The following is an 18,821-nucleotide window of genomic DNA, read 5'->3' on the forward strand; positions in this document are numbered from 1 at the left end:
AGAGTTCACTTTGAAAACCATTCCGACTACACAGCTAAAACCTGGTATGTTTGTACAAAAAGTTGTTAAGCAAACTGGCAATATTAGAATAAAAAACCAAGGCTGGGTTAAAACTCAAAGTGGAATTGATAAATTAATAAAATCTGGCATTTTAGAGGTTGAAATCGATCCTGATAAAATGCTCACCTCTGAAGAATCTGAAACACAACCAACGCCTGCTACTAAGCACGAAATCAAAAAGCGCGATCCATGGTTAATAACCCACAGCGCTGAGCAAGAAATGAGTAAAGCTAAAAAGCTTTATGATGAAGCAAAAAACTTACAAACCAAAGCATTTGGCGATATAGAATCTGGCCGCACTATTGATGTTGCTCCTTTTAGGGAGCTGGCTAGCGGGTTTATTGACTCCGTCTTTAGAAATCAAGATGCGCTGGCGTGCATTACGCAAATGCGCCAAAAAGATGCCTATTTATTAGAGCACTCGATAAATGTATCTATTTTAATGAGTATTTTTGCAAAACATCTCAATATTGAAAAACCAATCATTGAAGAACTTGCAACAGGTGCCCTATTGCATGATATGGGAAAAATAAAAATACCTGACGCGATTCTCAACAAACCAGGTCGCTACAGTGACGAAGAATTTAAAGTGATGCAAAATCATGCGCGCTTTAGCAAAGAAATACTAGAAGACGCAGGATTAACGGGGATTGCTGTTGATATCGCAGGTATGCACCATGAGCGCTTAGATGGTAAAGGCTACCCCTTTGGTAAGAAAGGCGATGAAATAAGCCAATATGTTCGTATGGCCTCTATTGTTGATGTATATGATGCATTAACCGCTGAACGCGTTTATAAAGCGGGTATGGAGCCAATTAAGGCGTTTAAAATATTAAAACAAGGTTGCCCAGATAGCTTTGATGGCGTGCTACTTAATAAATTTATTCAATGTATTGGTATTCACCCTGTGGGCACGCTGGTAAAACTTTCCAGCCAAAAAGTGGGGCTGGTGACCCAAAGTAACCCTGCAACACCATTAAAACCAGTCGTAAAAACGTTTTTTAATGCCAAACATGGGCGTTACACTGAAGTTCAAGATATTGACTTATCAAGCAAAAGAACACAAGACACGCTTGAATCAGCAGTGAAACCCAAAGAATATAATATAGATTTAGAGGGCTTTTATAAGCACTCTATCTTTAGTTAATTGGCCACTATTGTGGCCAATCTTGCAGGGCTTTTAAGCTAAACTCATAGCCATCAAAATCAAGTACGCTCTGATCCGGTGCTATTTCTAGCACCCTCAATGCACCAATAGACTCCCCTTCATATAGCTCTCTGCCATTGAGTTTTATCCAGCGCTTATCTGCTGTCGACGAATAAATATGTGCCTGATATTTAATGCTTGGCAACATACTTTGTAGGCCATCAGGCAGTAGCTCAACGGGTTGTACCCGTGATGAATGACGAGAGCCTTGAGTTACTTCGTAGTCGGCTGTTGTTTCTGTGTCATTAACGGCTTGCGCAAACGCATTTTTAAGCGTGTCGGGAACCGTATCTAGTTCAGCGGTTGATTCTGGCTGAGCAGACACATTTTGATTAAGTGGTTTACCTAACACTTTGTATTTACTCAACTCATCGGCACTGAGTGTTCTTTTCGTTGGCTGAGTTGGTACACTTTGCGGTTGGCTGCTCGGTGATTGAAAACTAGATGAAACGTTATTCTGCGCCGAGAAATTTTGCGTTTGCCCTTGAGACGCTTGATTAACGCTCATAGGTAAATATTGTCCTTGTGGCGTAAGCAACATTTGCTGTACACCCGTTGGGGTTTGTACATAAACCAATTGCCCTGCCAGTGGCACAGAATTGTTAGGCGCAGTTGTAACAAGGGGCGCTTGAGGGGTTGTTACTGCTTGAGCAACCGTTTTTTGTACTTCCTTTGGGCTTGTTGGTTTTTCTACTACTGCTGAGTCTTTTTGACTAAGGTCATTTTGAACAACCTCATTTTTTACGGCTACATTTTCTTGTTGCAGCCACTTACCGACAAAAAAGCCACTGGTCAATATACCCGTCGCCAATAAACTTCCGGCGAGTAAAAAACTAATTCGACGATAGGCCATCAACTGATGTTGTTGTTTTAATTGTTGCGCTTGCAAGTCATATTGCTCTGCGCTCATGGTATCGTGCTTTGACTGCTTTAACGCATCTAATAAATAAGACATGAATCACCTAACTAAAGAATAAATGACAGGCCAATTCCTGCACCAAAAAGCATTAACGCAGCAGCGCTATAGGGCAAAATCGAACCTGTTTTACTCACCTTATTATTTGTGGCAATAAAGTCGATAGGTAAAGATTCACTCGCTGCTTGCTTAACAATATCACTGCCAACAATTTCTTGTTGTTTGGAAAATGCCCCTACTAATGCGCGTTCACACACCAGATTCATTAATCGTGGCACACCGCCAGTTAGCTGATGCACCATTTGCATCGCTTCCATTGAAAATATTTTCTTGTCACAACCTGCAATATGTAGCCGATGTTGAATATAAGCAATGGTTTGCCCTGGTGTTAGCGCTAACAAGTGATACCTGGCTGTAATACGCTGTGCCAGCTGTCTTAACTCATTTCGCTTTAGAAGTACCTGTAACTCAGGCTGCCCTACTAATACTATTTGTAATAACTTTTTATGATCCGTTTCGATATTGGTTAATAAGCGAAGTTGTTCAAGCACATCGGGGGCAAGCAACTGTGCTTCATCAATAATTAAAATAGTATGCCCCCCCGCTTTATTATTAAACTCAAGGTGCTTTTTAATCACATCCGTTAGACTCTTCAGCGTGGCATTTTTGGCGTCGTAAGTTATTTGTAATTCATCGCAAATACTGGCTAACAGTTCAAGTTCTGATAACGCAGGGTTATGGATCATGGCTACTTGGGTATTTTCAGGCAGTCGCTCTAACATACTACGTGTTATGGTGGTTTTACCTGTACCCACTTCACCTGTTAACAGCACAAAGCCACCGTCTTCACCTAGTCCATAGGTAAGGTGCGCTAATGCTTCTTTATGGCGTTCACTTAAAAATAAGTAGTGGGGATTAGGCGAAATTGAGAATGGCTTTTCTTGTAAACCAAAATAGCTTAAATACACCTTTATAGTCCTTGGTCGTTAATTCACGGCCTATAATGGCAAAAAAATAGCCTGGGTGACAACTACAACCAGGCTTTATTATTAAAATAGTGTAAATAAAAAGGCTAACCGTAAATAAAAGAGCATTTTTAGATTCGCTAATATATTAATTAACTACTTCTCATAGCGTACTAGGCGTAAATATACGTTACTTGTTTTAGCATGTAAGCTATTTAAACCACTGGAAAATTGATAAACCCATGCCGAATTTATATTGCTAATACCCGAGGTATTAGACCAATAATTTTGCGACTGCGTTGCTAAAAAAATACCCGCATTAATACTTGGATCGGTACAACGGTGATCTACTATACTAGCTAACTCTTTAATACTCGGCACTTGCCAGTCGTTATAATTTGCCGTGGTGTCATTAAGTGCGCCTTTAAGTGAAGCTTGCCAATTTAATGGTTGAGTATCGCCATCGCAGCTAGTTGTTTCGCTATTATAAACTTGACCATAGTTACAGCGCTGCCACATTAGCCCTGTTTTAGTATCTGACACAGTGCCATCAATATTAATCACAAATCGGTCGGTATCATCGCTAGTCGCTACCTCTTCATAACACTGCTGCGCTGCAAGTGACTGGCATAATCCCAAGGCTAATAACATAGAGACTTTAATTAATTTCATAATAATCACCTTAACGATTTCTAACTAAGCGCACATAAGCGGCATTATCTTTTGGATAGGCTAAGTCGTTGCCATCCATCATATCGATAGTGTAAGCCTGAGATAAACTAGCACCATCAACCGCGGTCTGTGAGGTCCAATAGCGTAAATGCCCTTCGGTGTTAGTCGATGGTGTATTAGGAAAAAATGCAGTATCTATCAATACGTTTTGCCCTTGTTTACCGTAATCAATTAAACCTAAAAGTTCAGTATAAGTGGGTAAACGCCAGTTACTACCACCACAAAAATCAAGCGCATTAACTTCATCAATATAGGTTTGTAATCCGCAATCAGTATTGCTCGGGCACGTGGTATTATCACTACCCGCTACATCGCCGCTATTGACAGTTCCTTGCCAAATGTAACGGTTTTGCCCATCACGTAAAGTGGTATTTGGTAACACCCCGGAATAAGGGCTTTTTACTTCCCAAACAAGGCCGGTAGTATTATCACGAATACAGCTAAAGTTTTGCGCATCATCGAGAAGCTCATCGGCAAACTCATTAAGTTTGGTGTAATCAAAAGCCAGATTCCCTTTACCCACTTTACCTAAACGATTGGCAAAACTATCGCGCCCAAGATCAGCATCTTGAGCTGGAAATTCATCATTATTACAATTAATTCGCTGAGTATTGTTATAACACTCTCCTACCCCTGTATCATTTATTAACCCAAGCGCTTTGGGTGTTACATCAATAAATACGGTATCTGTGTCGGTGCGCCCTTTTAAGTCCATAACTTGTACTTCAAAGCTAAGCGTTGCATTTAAATCAATATCAGAGGCAAAAAAGCTGGCAGTACATGACTTCGGTTCAATCAGGGTTTCTGCATTACCGGTAAGTTGTTGCCACATACATTGATAAGATTGAGTTGCCGCTTCGCTTGCAGTGGCATCTAAAATAACCTTATCAAACTCTTCTACTGTTAGATCAGCGCCTGCATCGGCAATAATCACTTGAGCTGTTTTATTAAGGATCATATCAAATTGTGATGCAGATACTCCGCCTTCATCATCCGTTACGGTGAGCTGCCATTTTAAGTTGGTGTTATTTTCTAATAATGGATGAGAAAAACTAAGCGTTGGATTGGTATAGCTATCAATTGTTAAATCCGGCCCTGACAATAATTGCCACAAATAACTGCTAATTTCGCCATTTTCATCTGGGTCTGTGGAAGTTAAACCACTTAGGGTTACAGTATCCTTATAAACTGAGGGCAAGTTTGCAGGAGCAACTTGAGTAACAACAGCAAGAGGAAGCTGATTATTAGAGGCAATGAAAACACTCAAGTCGTCATTCACTAAACTGCCATCTGAGGTTTGATAGCTAACTCTTAATACCAGTTCACTGTCAGACTTTACATCTGGTGCAGTAATGGTTTGTTCAGCCCCTTCAAGCGGAAACACATCTATAATAGGGCCACTTACACGCTGCCAAGTAAATGTACCATCTGCAGGAGAGCCTTTTGCAGAAATAGTAAACTCTGATTTTTCTACAACTTGAAGATCGTTACCTGCAAATACTGATGTTTTTATATCACTGTTATCAGCACCGCCTCCCCCTCCGCATGCAGCCAAAAGCAAGCATGACATAAGTGGTATTAACGAAATTGCTCTCATACTCAGCACCTTTTTGTCTTAAAATTATCTAATAAAACTATTAAGCAAAAAAAATGCCATTATAAATTATAAATAGCTATCTTGATGAATACGAACAAATAATTTAGTGCCAACTTTACTGTAATCTACTTTATATTCGCGGCCATCTAAGGATTGAATAAACAACAATTGTTTTTCTTCGCTAAATACATCAGCACTAGTAATATAAACAACGTCGAGGTAACGCTCTTTTGCATCTCGGCGGTTTTTTGGCAGTTCTTCTTTAAATGGCTCAAGACCATTACCTGTTACTTTAATTTTAGGGTGAGTCTCACCATTAACAATCACTAAATCTAGTTTTCTGTCTTTATGTATTATGGTGTTTCGACCACTTTTAATGAAAGATCTGTCTTGGCTCATAGTTATTCCTAATCCCGCAGTGAGTGCTTATATTATTATTCACACTGCGACTTTATAAACTGAGAGGGATCGCGCTTCCATTTATTTAAATTTGCGCTAAATTCCCAAATATCACTTTCTATTACACTGGCTGGTAACAGTAAGTCATACCCTGTTAGAAGCTGAAGATGCTTAGCCCTATTAGCAAACATTGCTATAAGCCCATTATAGTCAATTCCTTTTTTTGACCTATATTTATTATCTTCAACTAACCATTCTGATGGGCAATGCCCATTTTTGCAATTTTTTTGAACAACTTGCATAAAGAAATGTCGCTGCTCTATCAACAATTTACCCGCAATTCTTGGAGCTAAAGCAGACAAGAATGAATCTATATCATTTAACTTAATACCAATCGCATTAAGCTCAAGGTAATCAATGCCATTATCAACCTTAGGTATACCACAATGGTGCAAATTCTCTGGGTGTAAATGCCATTGTCCATACTTATGCTGATATATTAATTGCTGCTCAGTTAAAATAATACTATAAAAAGGTTCTTGTGTTTTAAAAAAGCCAATTAAAATTGCAGCAATACATAAACTTACTAAAAAAATTTCGATAATACTTATTTCGCCTGGGCGTAATAAATTAAACAGCATGATAATAATCAAGCCAATGCTGCCTACCATTAATATTTCAATTCCATTTTTAGCGCCTTGCGCTCGGTAATTTAGTATTTGTTTATTTATATTAGCCATACTGAAAAAACGCCATATAAAATATAAACATAATAATAGCCCACAATACTAACTTTCTCAGCGTTAAACAGCGTTTGCATGATGTTTTAAAGCTCATCAATTAACTCCCATTATTACTGTTAAATATGCGCAATGACTAAGTATCAGTTATTTTTACGCTTAACGCACAAATTAATGAGATACATAACCGCCTTTTTTTGTCCTGATTTCGTACAATACTTATAATCTATTTTCAGGTATGAAAACAATGCACTCTAAACAATCAGGTAAAGCCTTATTTCCATTTATTATTTCGTTACTAATAATTTTTAGCGTTTATTTGTATTTTCCCGCATCACAGGGCGAGCAAGCCAATTACTCGGCAATGACAACGCAAGTCTCTGCCCACACGGTAAGATCGCAAGAAAACGCAATTATGATTGAAGCCATTGGCAGTGCTCGTGCTAATCAGGCTATCTACATTAAAAGCGCCCAAAACGATTATGTCACTAGCATTTACTTTGAAGATGGCGACTTGGTCAGCAAAGGACAAAAATTAGTACAACTGCAAAACCAACAAGAACAATTTGCAGTAAAAGAACTTAGCATTAATTTACAAGAAGAAAAACGTCAATTAGCCAGACTGACCGAGCTTTCTCGCTCGCAAGCGACGGCCAAGTCATTGCTTGAAGAACAACTCGCTCGCGTTGATGCCAGCGAAGCACAACTTGAAAGTGCTAAAACCAAACTCAATGAAATGGCCATCACCGCGCCTTTTTCTGGGTTACTGGGGAAACGCGAAATATCGGTGGGTGCGTATATTAATAATAGTACTGTGATCACAACCCTCGATGACATTAGTATTATAAAAGTTGATTTTAAAGTGCCTGAAAAGTATTTAGCTCAATTGAAAAACGGAATGATTGTTCGCACTCAAAACGATGCTTACCCTGATCAAACCTTCAGCGGTAAAGTAACCCATATAAGCTCACGTATCGACTCAATCACTCGCAGTGTAGAAGTAACAGCCAGTTTTGCTAATAAATCGGGTTTACTTCGCCCAGGTATGTTGCTTAAAACTGCACTAGAGCTAAGCAGTAACCAAGCGCTGATGGTGCCTGAAAAGGCCATTATTCCTCTGCAAGATAAGCATTACGTTTTTCAAATTGAAGATGGCATAGCAAACCGTAAAGAAGTACATGTTGCAAGTAGAAATAATGGCTGGGTTGCGATAGACAAAGGGTTAAGTAATGGCGAGCAAATTGTTACCGAGGGAATAATTAAAATTCGCTCAGGTAGTAAAGTAAGCGTTAAGGGGTAACACGTGAAAATTACCGATACTAGCGTCAAACGCCCCGTTTTTGCGATTGTTATTAACTTACTGTTACTCACATTTGGCTTAGTTGCTTTTAGCATGTTGCCTTTGCGAGAGTATCCAGATATTGAAACACCGATTGTAAATATTAGTACTGAATATACCGGTGCATCTGCCGAAATTATTGAAACAAAAATAACGCAAGTTATTGAAAATCGTATTTCGGGCATTGAAGGTATTAAAAGTATTAACTCATCGAGTCGTAATGGCCGCTCAAACATTACCATTGAGTTTAATATTAGCCGTGACATAGACGATGCCTCCAACGATGTGCGTGAACGTGTAGCGCGTGCACTTGATAGCCTACCCGAACAAGTGCGTCCTCCTGAAGTATCAAAATCAAATAGTGACGAAAGCCCTATCGCGTGGTTTGTACTTAACAGCGAAACCATGGATTCATTGCAACTTTCTGATTATGCACAGCGTTTTATTGTAGATCGATTAGCCGTTGTTGATGGCGTATCGAATGTGCGCATTGGGGGGGAGCGAAAGTATGCCATGAAAGTATGGCTTAACCGCCAAGCGATGGCCGCCCGTGGTATTACCTCTAGTGATATTGAGCAAACACTGCGTAGTGAAAATGTAGAACTTCCGGCCGGTGAAATTGAATCAGTTGATCGTGATTTTACCGTTCGCACTGCCCGCAGCTATAAAAACCAACGTGATTTTCAAAACCTAGTTATTAAACGAGGTGAAGATGGTTATTTAGTGCGTCTAGGCGAAGTGGCTGACGTAAAACTAGAAGCCGCCGATGATGAAAGTTTATTCCGAGGAAATGGCCGTAATATGATTGGTATGGGTATTGTTAAACAAGCCAAAGCCAATACCCTAACTGTGGTTGATAACGCCCGCAGTGAACTGGAAAAAATAAAACGTAATTTACCTGAAGGCACCACCATAGAAGACAGTTATGATTCTTCGGTATTTATTAAAGAGTCAATTAATGAGGTTTATAAAACTTTAGCAATTTCTATGGGGTTAGTCGTGCTTATTATCTTTATATTTTTAGGTAACATTCGCGCCACTCTTATTCCCGCGGTCACAGTACCGGTCGCCCTAGTCAGTAGTTTCATGTTTTTATTAGCAATGGGTTATTCAATTAACTTATTAACTCTACTAGCACTGGTGTTAGCAATAGGCTTAGTGGTCGATGATGCCATTGTAATGCTAGAGAATATTCACCGCCGTATTGAACTTGGTGAACCGCCTTTATTGGCAGCTTATCGCGGCGCACGTGAGGTGGGCTTTGCAATTATAGCCACCACCTTAGTGCTTATATCCGTGTTTGTACCATTAGTGTTTATGGAAGGACGAATTGGCGCACTATTTACAGAGTTTGCTATGGCAGTAAGTGCTGCCGTGTTTTTCTCTAGTATCACTGCGTTGACACTCTCTCCGGCGCTGTGTTCAAAAGTGTTAAAGGCCTCTGAAAAAGAAAGTAAGTTTAGCCAAGTTATGGACCGTTTTTTTACTAAATTAGAAAATGGATACCGTAACGCTTTAGCGTCAAACATGACCCGTAAATGGGGCTTAATGCTGAGCTTAGTTTTGGCTGGGTTTGTTAGTTATTCATTATTTTTACAAATACCCTCAGAGCTCACGCCAAAAGAAGATCGTGGCACCTTCTTTGTGCTTATGAATGGCCCTGAAGGGGCAAGTTATGAAAATAACGCAGCTAATATGGCAAAAATTGAAGAGCGCTTGATGCCTTATTCTGAATCTGGCGAACTAAGTCGAGTGCTTGTTCGAGTCCCAGGTTGGGGTGGCAGTGGCGGCGTGGCTATTGTTGGTATGGCTGATTGGGATAAGCGCAAACGCTCAACATGGGAAGTCATGGATGAAATAAGCGGCAAAATGCAAGAGGTCACCGACGTTCGTGCATTTGCTATTATGCGCCGTGGTATTGGCGGAGGTGGTTCATCTCGCCCTATTGAATTTGTTTTGCAAGGTAATGATTATGCTCAACTTGCCGATTGGCGGGATAGAATTATTAAACGCGCTGAGAAAAACCCTGGATTAGTGCGTATTGATCATGATTATAAAGAAACCTTCCCTCAGTTTTTAGTCAGTATTGATAAAAATAAAGCCGCTGATTTAGGCGTATCAGTCTCTGATGTGGGTCGTACACTTGAAACCATGCTTGGCCAACGCCGTGTAACCACCTTTATTGACCGCGGTGAAGAATACGATGTAATTTTAAAGGGCACAAAACAAGACTTTGCCAACCCGACTGATATTTCAAATATTTACCTAAAATCACGTAGCGGAGAACTTGTTCCTCTTGATAGCCTTATTAGCTTAAAAGAAGAAGCCACCGCCTCGCGTTTAAACCGCTATAACCGAATGCGTGCAATTACTTTAAGTGCCAACCTCGCTGATGGTTACACGCTAGAACAAGCTCTAAACTTTTTAAACAAGGTTGCCGCAGAGGAAAACGACATAGATGGTGCCATTGACTATAAAGGTGAGTCGCAATTGTTTTATGAAGGTGCCTCAGCCATGACCTATGTGTTTATGCTGGCATTAACCGTGACCTTTTTAGTACTGGCAGCTCAGTTTGAAAGTTTTATGCATCCATTTGTTATTATGTTAACTGTGCCACTTGGTTTAATGGGTGCCATGTTTGGGCTGTGGAGTATGGGGTTAACGCTTAATATATACAGCCAAATAGGTATTGTTATGCTCATAGGGTTAAGTGCTAAAAACGGTATACTGATTGTTGAATTTACCAACCAGTTACGTGATAAAGGCGTAGAATTTAGTGAGGCCATTTTACAAGCGGCTACACAGCGTTTGCGCCCTATTATTATGACTTCCCTAACAACGGTTATGAGTGCCGTACCTTTGGTGTTGGCTTCCGGTCCAGGCTCGGAAAGTAGAATGGTAATTGGTGTGGTAGTATTTACTGGCGTAACGGTGGCAACCATACTAACTCTGTTTGTGGTGCCAGCCGCTTATTACGCACTAGCGCGAAACACACAATCACCTGAGTTTTTACAACAAAAACTTGATAAGCAAGCCGCTGAAAAACCGCTTAAAGAGATCTAAGTCACTTAGAGCGTCGTAACTAGCTGTTACGGCGCTTTATTCAGTGCACATATCCCTAACAATTGAGGAAGTACTTATGAGTTCGACCACACAAGTAGCAACACTCGGCGGCGGCTGTTTTTGGTGTATTGATGCAGCATTTAGGCGTGTAAAAGGTGTACTCAGTGTTTGCTCTGGTTATACTGGTGGACATACTGATAACCCAACATACAAAACTATTTGCACTGGCAACAGTGGCCATGCAGAGGTTATTAAGGTTGAATTTGATGCCAGTGTTATCAGCTTTGAAACCTTACTCGCGATGTTTTTTACCCTACACGATGCCACACAACTAAATCGCCAAGGTAACGATATAGGCACTCAATACCGCAGCGTTGTGTATTATCATAATGAGCAACAACAAGTACAAACACAGGCAGTTATTGCAGAGCTGCAAAGTCATGTTAGCGAACCTATAGTGACTGAGGTGAGCCCAGCAACCACTTTTTACCCCGCAGAGCACTACCATCAGGACTATTACAATGAAAATCCTGAGCAGGGCTATTGCAGTATTTTAATTGCACCCAAATTACATAAGTTTGAAACCGAATTTAGCGAGTTTTTATCAGAATAAAGTGCTTTTAATAAATAGCCCAGCAATAAGCTGGGCTATTTGTTCCTGGCAACTAGGATAAGTGACTAAAACTGATAATTTGCCCCTACAAAGAAAGTTCTTCCTGCGCTGTTATAACCTAATAGCTTACCACTGGCAGCAAAGCCCGTCGCAGCAGTAAAATATTCTTTATCAGTAATATTCTCTATTCGAGCAGCTAACGACAAATTATCTAGCAACTGGTAATTGGCTGCTATATTAAATACCGTATAAGCAGCGAGCTCCGAGTCATAATACGCAATCGAAGGACGCGATGAGCGATATTGCATATCCAAGCTGGCATCAAAATCACCCCATGTTTTAGCGAGTTGATAATTAAACGATTCAGAAGGTCTACGTGGTAAATCGGTATTCGTTTTTTCATCTGTAGCGTCTAAAAAGCTAAAATTAACCGAGTGTTCAAAGCCTAGCGCTGAAAACTCTGCCGACAGCTCAAATCCCTGCATAGATACTTTATCTATGTTAGTGGCAATATATTTACCTGAGTCTGCATCATAATTATTACTAATCAAATTATTGATACGGTTATCGAAAATAGCAATATCATAACGGCCCCATTGGGTTTCTAAAGTTATACCAAGCTCATTATTTAAGGCTTCTTCAGGTTTAATATTATTGTTTGGTAAATAGTACGGGCTGTTAGTCACAAACGCATTAATTAACGAAGGAGCTCTAAATGCAGTACCGTGATTTAAACGTAGTGTTACATAGTTATTTGCTTTGTAACCAAGTCCTGTACTGTAAGTGTTTGCACGGCCATGGAAGTCATAATCATCGGTTCTAACAACCGCATTTGCTAACCATTTGTTATGGCTATAAAACGCGCCTATAAACAACGCCTTATTATCGCGTTTTTCTTCTGATGACGTTGCTGACGAGTTTGATAAATCCTCAGATAAATAATTAAAGCCACCCGATATATCAAGTTCTTCAGTAAGGGTATAAAGCCCTCGATATTCAAACTCAACACGCTCTGTGCTATACACTTGCTGCACATCGGTACCTGTTTGGGTATTTTCTTCTTGCGAAACGCTCACCGAAGTACTTTGGCTATATATATCTGAGGCTTTGTTCCAGCCTAGCTTAGCGGTGTAATTTTCAAAGTCGTAGGCATCGTTACCCCATGCATTATCATATTGTGCTTCGCCTTCACTATACTGAGATTGCAGGCTCAATTGGCCTAGTTCAGCAAGCTCATAAGCTAAATTAAAGCCAATGTTTTTATTTTTGTAGCCATCATCATCATGATCTTTTGTGTACTCAGCCGCTGGATCTTTGCCAGTAACATCAAAACCATCCGTCTCTTCGTAGCCTAAATTATAATTAAAGCTAAGCCCCTCTTTTACAAGCCCACCAGCAAGCTGATAATTACTGTAGCTATGGCTGCCTAAAGTAGCCGAAAGCGAGTTATTTGAGGCTTTACGGGTGATAATATTAATTACTCCGGCTACCGCATCAGAGCCATAAATAGCAGCTCTTGCCCCTTTAATAACTTCAACACGCTCGATACTGTTAACTGGAATATTCGTCAGTGACACACTACCTGAACTTGCATCGCTCACTCTTACGCCATCAACCAGTACTAAGGTATATTTAGCGCTGGCCCCGCGAACAAATATATCTGCCTTTTGACCTAAACCGCCGTTACGGACAATATCTATCCCAGCTATGGTATTTAATATTGCAGGTAAGTCTCGATAATTCGCTTTTTCAATATCAGCGCGGTCGATAACTGCCACACTTGCTAATACATCATTTATAGGTTGTTCGAACTTATTCGCAGTAACGGTTATTTTTTCAATGGTTTGTTCTGCAGCAGATACAGAAATAGAGAGTGCAGCCGAAATGGCCACACCCAGTGCGGTTTTATTTAACATCATGTCCCCTATCTTTGCCCACCGCAAAGATGTTAGTAAGTAAGATTAAATCAAGGCCGGTCTCCGGACTCAGTTACCATAATTTAATACAGCATAACTTTACCGTTGCGGGGGCAGTGTTGGGATTGACTTCATCAATGAAAACGCACCAACTTCCCGATTATCCTACTAAAAAAATCACACCATTGAAGTGTTTAGCAAGCACCTTGAAAATAGGCTGCTATTGTTATCTGTTTACTAAAAAAAGTCAACGGACGTCTAAACATCTAAAAATCCAAAGGTTCAAGATTCAAGATTCAGGATACGGGGTTCGGGGTTCGGGGTTCGGGGTTCGGGGTTCGGGGTTCGGGGTTCGGGGTTCGGGGTTCGATAATTATCATAGATCCAAAAATAAAAAGCCAAACAATATAACGTGTTTGGCTAAATACATGTTGCTTTGAGCTCAGCGCCTATAGTGCCGAGCTCGAGGCAATAAATTAATCGCGGAAGTTTTTAAACTGAAATGGTTGACCTAAATCAGCAGTGCGTACAACTTGCATAGCCGCTTGTAAGTCATCACGCTTTTTACCTGTTACGCGAACTTCTTCACCTTGAATGGCCGCTTGTACTTTTACTTTAGAGTCTTTGATGGCTTTTACTACTTTTTTAGCCATGTCTTTTTCGATACCCTGTTTAAGTGCAACGTTACGAAAAACATTTTTGCCCGCACGAGAAATATCTTGTAGCTCTAAGCTTGCAACATCCATCCCACGTTTAGAGATTTTACTCGCTAAAATATCAAATAACTGCATTACCTGAGCATCTGCTTCAGCTTTTAATTTAATTGTTTTATCGTTTAGCTCTATTGATGCATCAACGCCTCTAAAATCAAATCGCGTTTCTAGTTCACGGTTGGCGTTATCAACCGCATTTTTTGCTTCGTTCATTTCTACTTCAGATACAATATCAAATGAAGGCATAGCGTTCTCCTAACTATCTAATCTTAATTTTATGCCGCAATTATAACGTTAAAATGATAAATCTTTACATTTTTCTGCATTTTGTTCAGGTGCGATACTAAATTAGTTTGATATACTGAGGCTTCTTTTTTATACGATTTTAGGAATTTTCGTGACAAGGCGTGTTTACCAAGCAATTTTTTTAATTAGTATTGTTGCGTTTACCTTCTTATTTGCTAAAGAGGTAAAGGGCGCGGCAAACTTATTTCCGCATGTTGATAAAGTAGCGCATTTTGGTATCTTCTTTTTACTTGCCATTATTATGGATAAAGCGTTTAAACTCCCATTATATGCACAAATACTATTACTCGCTGGTTACGGTGCAGCAATAGAAATTATGCAAGATAGCCTTCCTTACAGACAAGCATCACTGGCCGATTTTGTTGCCGATTTTATTGGTGCAGCGAGCTACTTTTTAGCTAAAGCCCTGTTAACACTGCGTAAAAAGAAGCATTATGGCTAACATACTTGTTGTAGGTGATGGCGCTATTGGCTTGTTATTTAGCCATTTTTTAGCCAAGCATCACGCTATATATATACTTACTCGAAAAGGCACAGTTAATACTCGCTTTTACAGCCACAGTAACGCTGCGTCTGAAAAAATTAACGCCACTTTTATCTCACAAGAGCAGTTATCTCAAACTCCTGAATTTGATATTGTTTTATTCACGGTAAAAGCGTTTGCAGTGCAACAAGCCTATGCTCAAGTAAAACCTTATCTAGGCAATAATACCCATATTATACTGAGTCATAATGGCATGGGTAATGTTGAACAATTAAATGAACAACTAACAAAGCAGCAGTCATTGTACTTTTTAACCACCAGCATGGCTGGATTTAAGTCAAACCCTAATATTGTGCAACATACCGGAAACGGGCAAAGTGTATTAGGGGGCTGTAATCAACTAGCTATTCAAAATATTCAACAGCTTAGTGCGCAATTACACACTATTCCGCAGTTAATTGTCAGTAACAATATTGAACAACTACGGTTTGAAAAGCTACTGGTTAATATTGCAATAAATCCATTAACCGCTCACCACAATATAAAAAATGGTCAGTTACGTGCACCGCAATACAGTAGTGCAATTATTAATTTATTAGCTGAGGCATGCCACATTGCAACCGCGCTAAAACTCAATATTAAGCTTATAGATGCCCTAGAGCGGGCTTACAAAGTAATGAGTTTAACTGCCGAAAATTACTCTTCGATGCATCAAGATGTAATGCACAATAGACAAACAGAGATCATGGCGATTTGTGGCTATATAAGTGAGCAAGGAAAACTGCACCATATTGCAACACCTTATAATGACGCCTTACTTACTGAAATTTTGGCAAAAAAAAGCGCGGACTAAATCCGCGCATCTAATATATTAAGCCATTAAGGACGATATACTCTAACAGTGGTAAAGCCTTCTTCGTGAAGAATAAGCGCTTGTAATTGGCTCATTACTCCTTTTTGGCAATATAAGTAATAATCTTTACCTTTAGGTAAATCGCCAAACTTTGTTGCTAAGCGGAAAAACGGTAAGTGGATAACTTCAATACCTTCAATTTCCAGCGGCGCCGCATCTTCTTCTTCAGGCGAGCGAATATCAACAACAACCGCCCCCTCTGGTAACTCTGTAACTGATTCTGCCTCTTTAAGCTCTTGCTTAGCCTCAACATCAATATCGCGCACATCCATAACACGGGCGTTATCAATAACGGTATCTAACACATCAAAGTCAAACTTTTCTTCTTCTGCTTTAATTACTTCAATTTTGGCTTTAACTGTCGGCTTTTTAGAGATCACACCGCAGTATTCAGGCATCGTCTCTGCCATTTCTGCAGTGCCTATTTGGCGCGCTATATTGATGATTTCTTGCTTATCATGTTGGATAAGTGGGCGTAAAATGAGCGTTTCGGTTACGCGGTCAATCACACTTAAGTTAGCTAAGGTTTGACTAGACACCTGACCTATACTTTCACCCGTAACCAATGCTTGAATATTTAGTTTTTCAGCGACGGCACTACCCGCTCGCATCATCATACGTTTAAGGACAACGCCCATTTGGCTGTTCTCAACGTTTTCTAAGATTTCAGCAACCACTGGCTCAAAATCAACAGTAATAAACTTAACTTTGTGAGTAGAGCTGTATTGTTTCCATAGATAGTAACTCGCTTGTTTAACCCCAATTTCATGAGCAGCGCCACCTAAATTAAAGAATAAAAAGTGCGTGCGAGCACCTTTACGGATCATTTGATAACTGGCAACGCCAGAATCAAACCCACCAGACATAAGCGATAATACATCGTCTTGTGTTGGCAGTGGAAAGCCCGCCATTCCTAAATGCGTTTGCGTTACTATGTAGGCTTTTTCGTCTTTAATTTCTAAACGAATCGTTACTTCTGGGCGACTTAGCTTTACTCGAGCCCCTTCAACATGTTGATTAAGCCCGCCACCAACGTAACGCTCTAGCTCAGTTGAAGTAAAATCATGTTGACCTATGCGCTTAGCACGGACACAAAAGGTTTTACCAATAATAGTGTGACCAACTAGCTCAATAGTTTTTTGATAAATGTCATCAATCGTTTTAAAGTCTGTTTCAGTCACTTCAATAAACTGCACGATGCCAGGTATACGTTGTAAGCTGTCGATAAAATCAAGGCGAGTTTGAGCATCGTCAAGTTTTGTTACAACTGAAATGTTATCCCAGTTATTACGTACCTGTACTTTTTCGTCAACACGACGCAATACAATTTTAATGTTATTTTCTAACACTTTAGTAAAGCGTTTACGGACTGAACGGCTTTTAATGGCTATTTCAGGGTGAAGTTTGACGATAAATTTAAGCATAGTTTAACTCTTAGACTGCGGGAATTCGCGCACCCAGGTATTGGGCGCGGCGGATTATAGCAAAAAATTTAGCGCCTAGGAACTAACCAACTTAACGGGCTTAAGGATTCTGGGGAGCAGCATTTGCTAAAAGTGCGTACTTGTCTCTTAACTGATTAATTTTATTTGCGCTTTTTTCGGTGCTGTAGGCTTTAAATAAAGTCAGTACTTTTACAATACCAGGGTAAATATCTTGCTCAACCAGCACACCACTAAGCCTTCTTGCTTTCATATAGGGTGTCCAAAAGCTGACCGTTAATTTTAACGTATGAGCAAGTTCGATAGCATCTTGTTCATCAATGGCAATAATTTCACTGTCGCGTAAAGCCAAAATGATGTTACGCACCTGCTCAAGTAACTCTTGCTGAAAATCAATGTAACCCTGTTTTAAATGACTATCGCGAGCGAGAATATCGCCAAGGTTGTCGTAAAAAAAATGATAGCGCCACATCAATTCAAATAGCGAATCTAAATAAGGACCTAGGTGTTCAAAAGCATCGTCGCCTTGATCGACCGGCTTAAAATGAGTACTTAAATGGTCACGATAAAGTGCAAATATATGGCGAATAATGTCTTCTTTATTTTTAAAGTGGTAGTACAGATTACCCGGACTCATACCTAAACTCGATGCGATATGATTAGTAGATATTGCTCTTTCACCATGTTCATTAAACAATGAAATACTAGTTTGAATTATTTTATCCTTGGTATTCATATACTCATTACTCAATTTTCGAAAATACGATGCTGCATTAAAATAATCCGCCTAGTATAAACAAATCATTGCATTTGTAACACTGCGCAGCTGCAGTTATATACAATTTACTCACAAGGCTGCTTTGCACACTAAACACTGCTACACTACGGCTAAAAATAATAACACAGTAAATATTATGAAAGTGACCGCAATCTACCCAGGCACATTTGACCCTCTTACCAACGGCCACACTGATTTAATTCAGCGTGCGGCTAAAATGTTCGATACCGTTATTGTGGCTATTGCTCATAACCCAAGTAAAAAACCGTGTTTTACTTTAGAAGAACGCGTTGATTTAGCAAATGAGATTTTAAGCCATTTAGATAACGTAAAAGTCATTGGCTTTTCAGGGCTACTCGCCGATTTAGCCCGTGACCATAATGCTAATGTACTGATCAGAGGCATAAGAGCGGTTTCTGATTTTGATTACGAGTTTCAGCTCGCGAATATGAACCGCCGTTTAAACCCTGATTTAGAAAGCGTATTTTTAACGCCCGCCGAGCGCAATACCTTTATATCATCAACACTAGTAAAAGAAGTAGCACGCCATAACGGGGATGTGAGTGAGTTTGTTGACACCATAGTAATGAAGGCGCTGCAATCAAGGCTCGGGAAAACCAAGCATTAAACACAACACC

General features: G+C 39.9%; 17 protein-coding genes and 1 riboswitch. Of the genes, 7 read left to right on the top strand and 10 right to left on the bottom strand.

The window, feature by feature from the left end; genetic code table 11:
* The first annotated feature begins 10 nt into the window (after nt 1–10).
* Nucleotides 11–1,207 carry a cyclic di-GMP phosphodiesterase gene (locus tag BM380_RS09810; RefSeq protein ID WP_090494164.1) on the top strand — a complete coding sequence of 399 codons (1,197 nt, stop codon included), beginning with the start codon at nt 11–13 and terminating at the stop codon, nt 1,205–1,207.
* 7 nt (nt 1,208–1,214) lie between these two features.
* Here the strand turns inward: BM380_RS09810 and BM380_RS09815 are convergent, their stop codons facing one another.
* The 6 genes from BM380_RS09815 to BM380_RS09840 all read right to left on the bottom strand — a co-directional run bounded on the left by BM380_RS09815 (nt 1,215) and on the right by BM380_RS09840 (nt 6,616).
* Nucleotides 1,215–2,222: a general secretion pathway protein GspB gene (locus BM380_RS09815; RefSeq protein ID WP_090494166.1), complete on the bottom strand. Its 1,008-nt coding sequence runs from the start codon at nt 2,220–2,222 to the stop codon at nt 1,215–1,217.
* A gap of 11 nt (nt 2,223–2,233) precedes the next feature.
* The gene (locus BM380_RS09820) at nt 2,234–3,151 is read right to left on the bottom strand and encodes an ExeA family protein (RefSeq protein WP_090494168.1); all 918 of its coding nucleotides are present in this window, start codon (nt 3,149–3,151) and stop codon (nt 2,234–2,236) included.
* A gap of 153 nt (nt 3,152–3,304) precedes the next feature.
* Entirely contained in the window at nt 3,305–3,820 is a 516-nt protein-coding gene (locus BM380_RS09825) for an Lcl C-terminal domain-containing protein (RefSeq protein ID WP_016899354.1), read from the bottom strand.
* 10 nt (nt 3,821–3,830) lie between these two features.
* Complete coding sequence (locus BM380_RS09830) at nt 3,831–5,477, bottom strand: Lcl C-terminal domain-containing protein (protein WP_090494170.1); 1,647 nt, start codon at nt 5,475–5,477, stop codon at nt 3,831–3,833.
* A gap of 66 nt (nt 5,478–5,543) precedes the next feature.
* Entirely contained in the window at nt 5,544–5,876 is a 333-nt protein-coding gene (locus tag BM380_RS09835) for a hypothetical protein (RefSeq protein WP_013464320.1), read from the bottom strand.
* Between the two features lie 35 nt (nt 5,877–5,911).
* Nucleotides 5,912–6,616: a DUF2982 domain-containing protein gene (locus BM380_RS09840; protein WP_033104044.1), complete on the bottom strand. Its 705-nt coding sequence runs from the start codon at nt 6,614–6,616 to the stop codon at nt 5,912–5,914.
* A gap of 247 nt (nt 6,617–6,863) precedes the next feature.
* On the opposite strand from BM380_RS09840, the gene BM380_RS09845 reads away from it, so the two are divergent.
* The 3 genes from BM380_RS09845 (at nt 6,864) to msrA (ending at nt 11,631) form a co-directional block, all read left to right on the top strand.
* Complete coding sequence (locus BM380_RS09845) at nt 6,864–7,916, top strand: efflux RND transporter periplasmic adaptor subunit (RefSeq protein ID WP_008465994.1); 1,053 nt, start codon at nt 6,864–6,866, stop codon at nt 7,914–7,916.
* A 3-nt stretch (nt 7,917–7,919) separates the two neighbouring features.
* Nucleotides 7,920–11,018 carry an efflux RND transporter permease subunit gene (locus BM380_RS09850; RefSeq protein WP_090494172.1) on the top strand — a complete coding sequence of 1,033 codons (3,099 nt, stop codon included), beginning with the start codon at nt 7,920–7,922 and terminating at the stop codon, nt 11,016–11,018.
* 76 nt (nt 11,019–11,094) lie between these two features.
* The gene (gene msrA / locus BM380_RS09855) at nt 11,095–11,631 is read left to right on the top strand and encodes a peptide-methionine (S)-S-oxide reductase MsrA (RefSeq protein ID WP_013464317.1); all 537 of its coding nucleotides are present in this window, start codon (nt 11,095–11,097) and stop codon (nt 11,629–11,631) included.
* Nucleotides 11,632–11,696: 65 nt separating this feature from the next.
* Here msrA and BM380_RS09860 read toward each other — a convergent pair whose 3' ends face one another.
* Together BM380_RS09860 and BM380_RS09865 are read right to left on the bottom strand one after the other, a co-directional pair.
* Nucleotides 11,697–13,547, bottom strand: coding sequence for a TonB-dependent receptor domain-containing protein (locus tag BM380_RS09860; RefSeq protein WP_090494174.1), 1,851 nt, complete (start codon nt 13,545–13,547; stop codon nt 11,697–11,699).
* A gap of 36 nt (nt 13,548–13,583) precedes the next feature.
* Nucleotides 13,584–13,749, bottom strand: a riboswitch (cobalamin riboswitch).
* Between the two features lie 274 nt (nt 13,750–14,023).
* A complete protein-coding gene (locus tag BM380_RS09865; protein ID WP_013464315.1) occupies nt 14,024–14,506 on the bottom strand; it encodes a YajQ family cyclic di-GMP-binding protein in 483 nt (160 codons plus the stop codon).
* A 151-nt stretch (nt 14,507–14,657) separates the two neighbouring features.
* Here BM380_RS09865 and BM380_RS09870 point away from each other — a divergent pair, with 151 nt between their 5' ends.
* A complete protein-coding gene (locus BM380_RS09870; protein WP_008466003.1) occupies nt 14,658–15,008 on the top strand; it encodes a VanZ family protein in 351 nt (116 codons plus the stop codon).
* Nucleotides 15,001–15,903 (top strand): ketopantoate reductase family protein, encoded by a 903-nt coding sequence (locus BM380_RS09875; RefSeq protein ID WP_058154285.1) that lies wholly within the window; start codon nt 15,001–15,003, stop codon nt 15,901–15,903. Before BM380_RS09870 ends, BM380_RS09875 begins: the two co-directional genes overlap by 8 nt.
* A gap of 26 nt (nt 15,904–15,929) precedes the next feature.
* Here the strand turns inward: BM380_RS09875 and thiI are convergent, their stop codons facing one another.
* Nucleotides 15,930–17,387 (bottom strand): tRNA uracil 4-sulfurtransferase ThiI, encoded by a 1,458-nt coding sequence (thiI, locus tag BM380_RS09880; RefSeq protein ID WP_016900261.1) that lies wholly within the window; start codon nt 17,385–17,387, stop codon nt 15,930–15,932.
* 100 nt (nt 17,388–17,487) lie between these two features.
* The gene (locus tag BM380_RS09885; RefSeq protein ID WP_013464311.1) at nt 17,488–18,141 is read right to left on the bottom strand and encodes a TetR/AcrR family transcriptional regulator; all 654 of its coding nucleotides are present in this window, start codon (nt 18,139–18,141) and stop codon (nt 17,488–17,490) included.
* Nucleotides 18,142–18,319: 178 nt separating this feature from the next.
* On the opposite strand from BM380_RS09885, the gene coaD reads away from it, so the two are divergent.
* A complete protein-coding gene (gene coaD / locus BM380_RS09890) occupies nt 18,320–18,811 on the top strand; it encodes a pantetheine-phosphate adenylyltransferase (protein ID WP_024601870.1) in 492 nt (163 codons plus the stop codon).
* The last annotated feature ends 10 nt before the right edge of the window (nt 18,812–18,821 follow it).

It is taken from the genome of Pseudoalteromonas sp. DSM 26666 (assembly GCF_900116475.1).
GTDB classification, from domain to species: Bacteria; Pseudomonadota; Gammaproteobacteria; order Enterobacterales; family Alteromonadaceae; genus Pseudoalteromonas; species Pseudoalteromonas tetraodonis.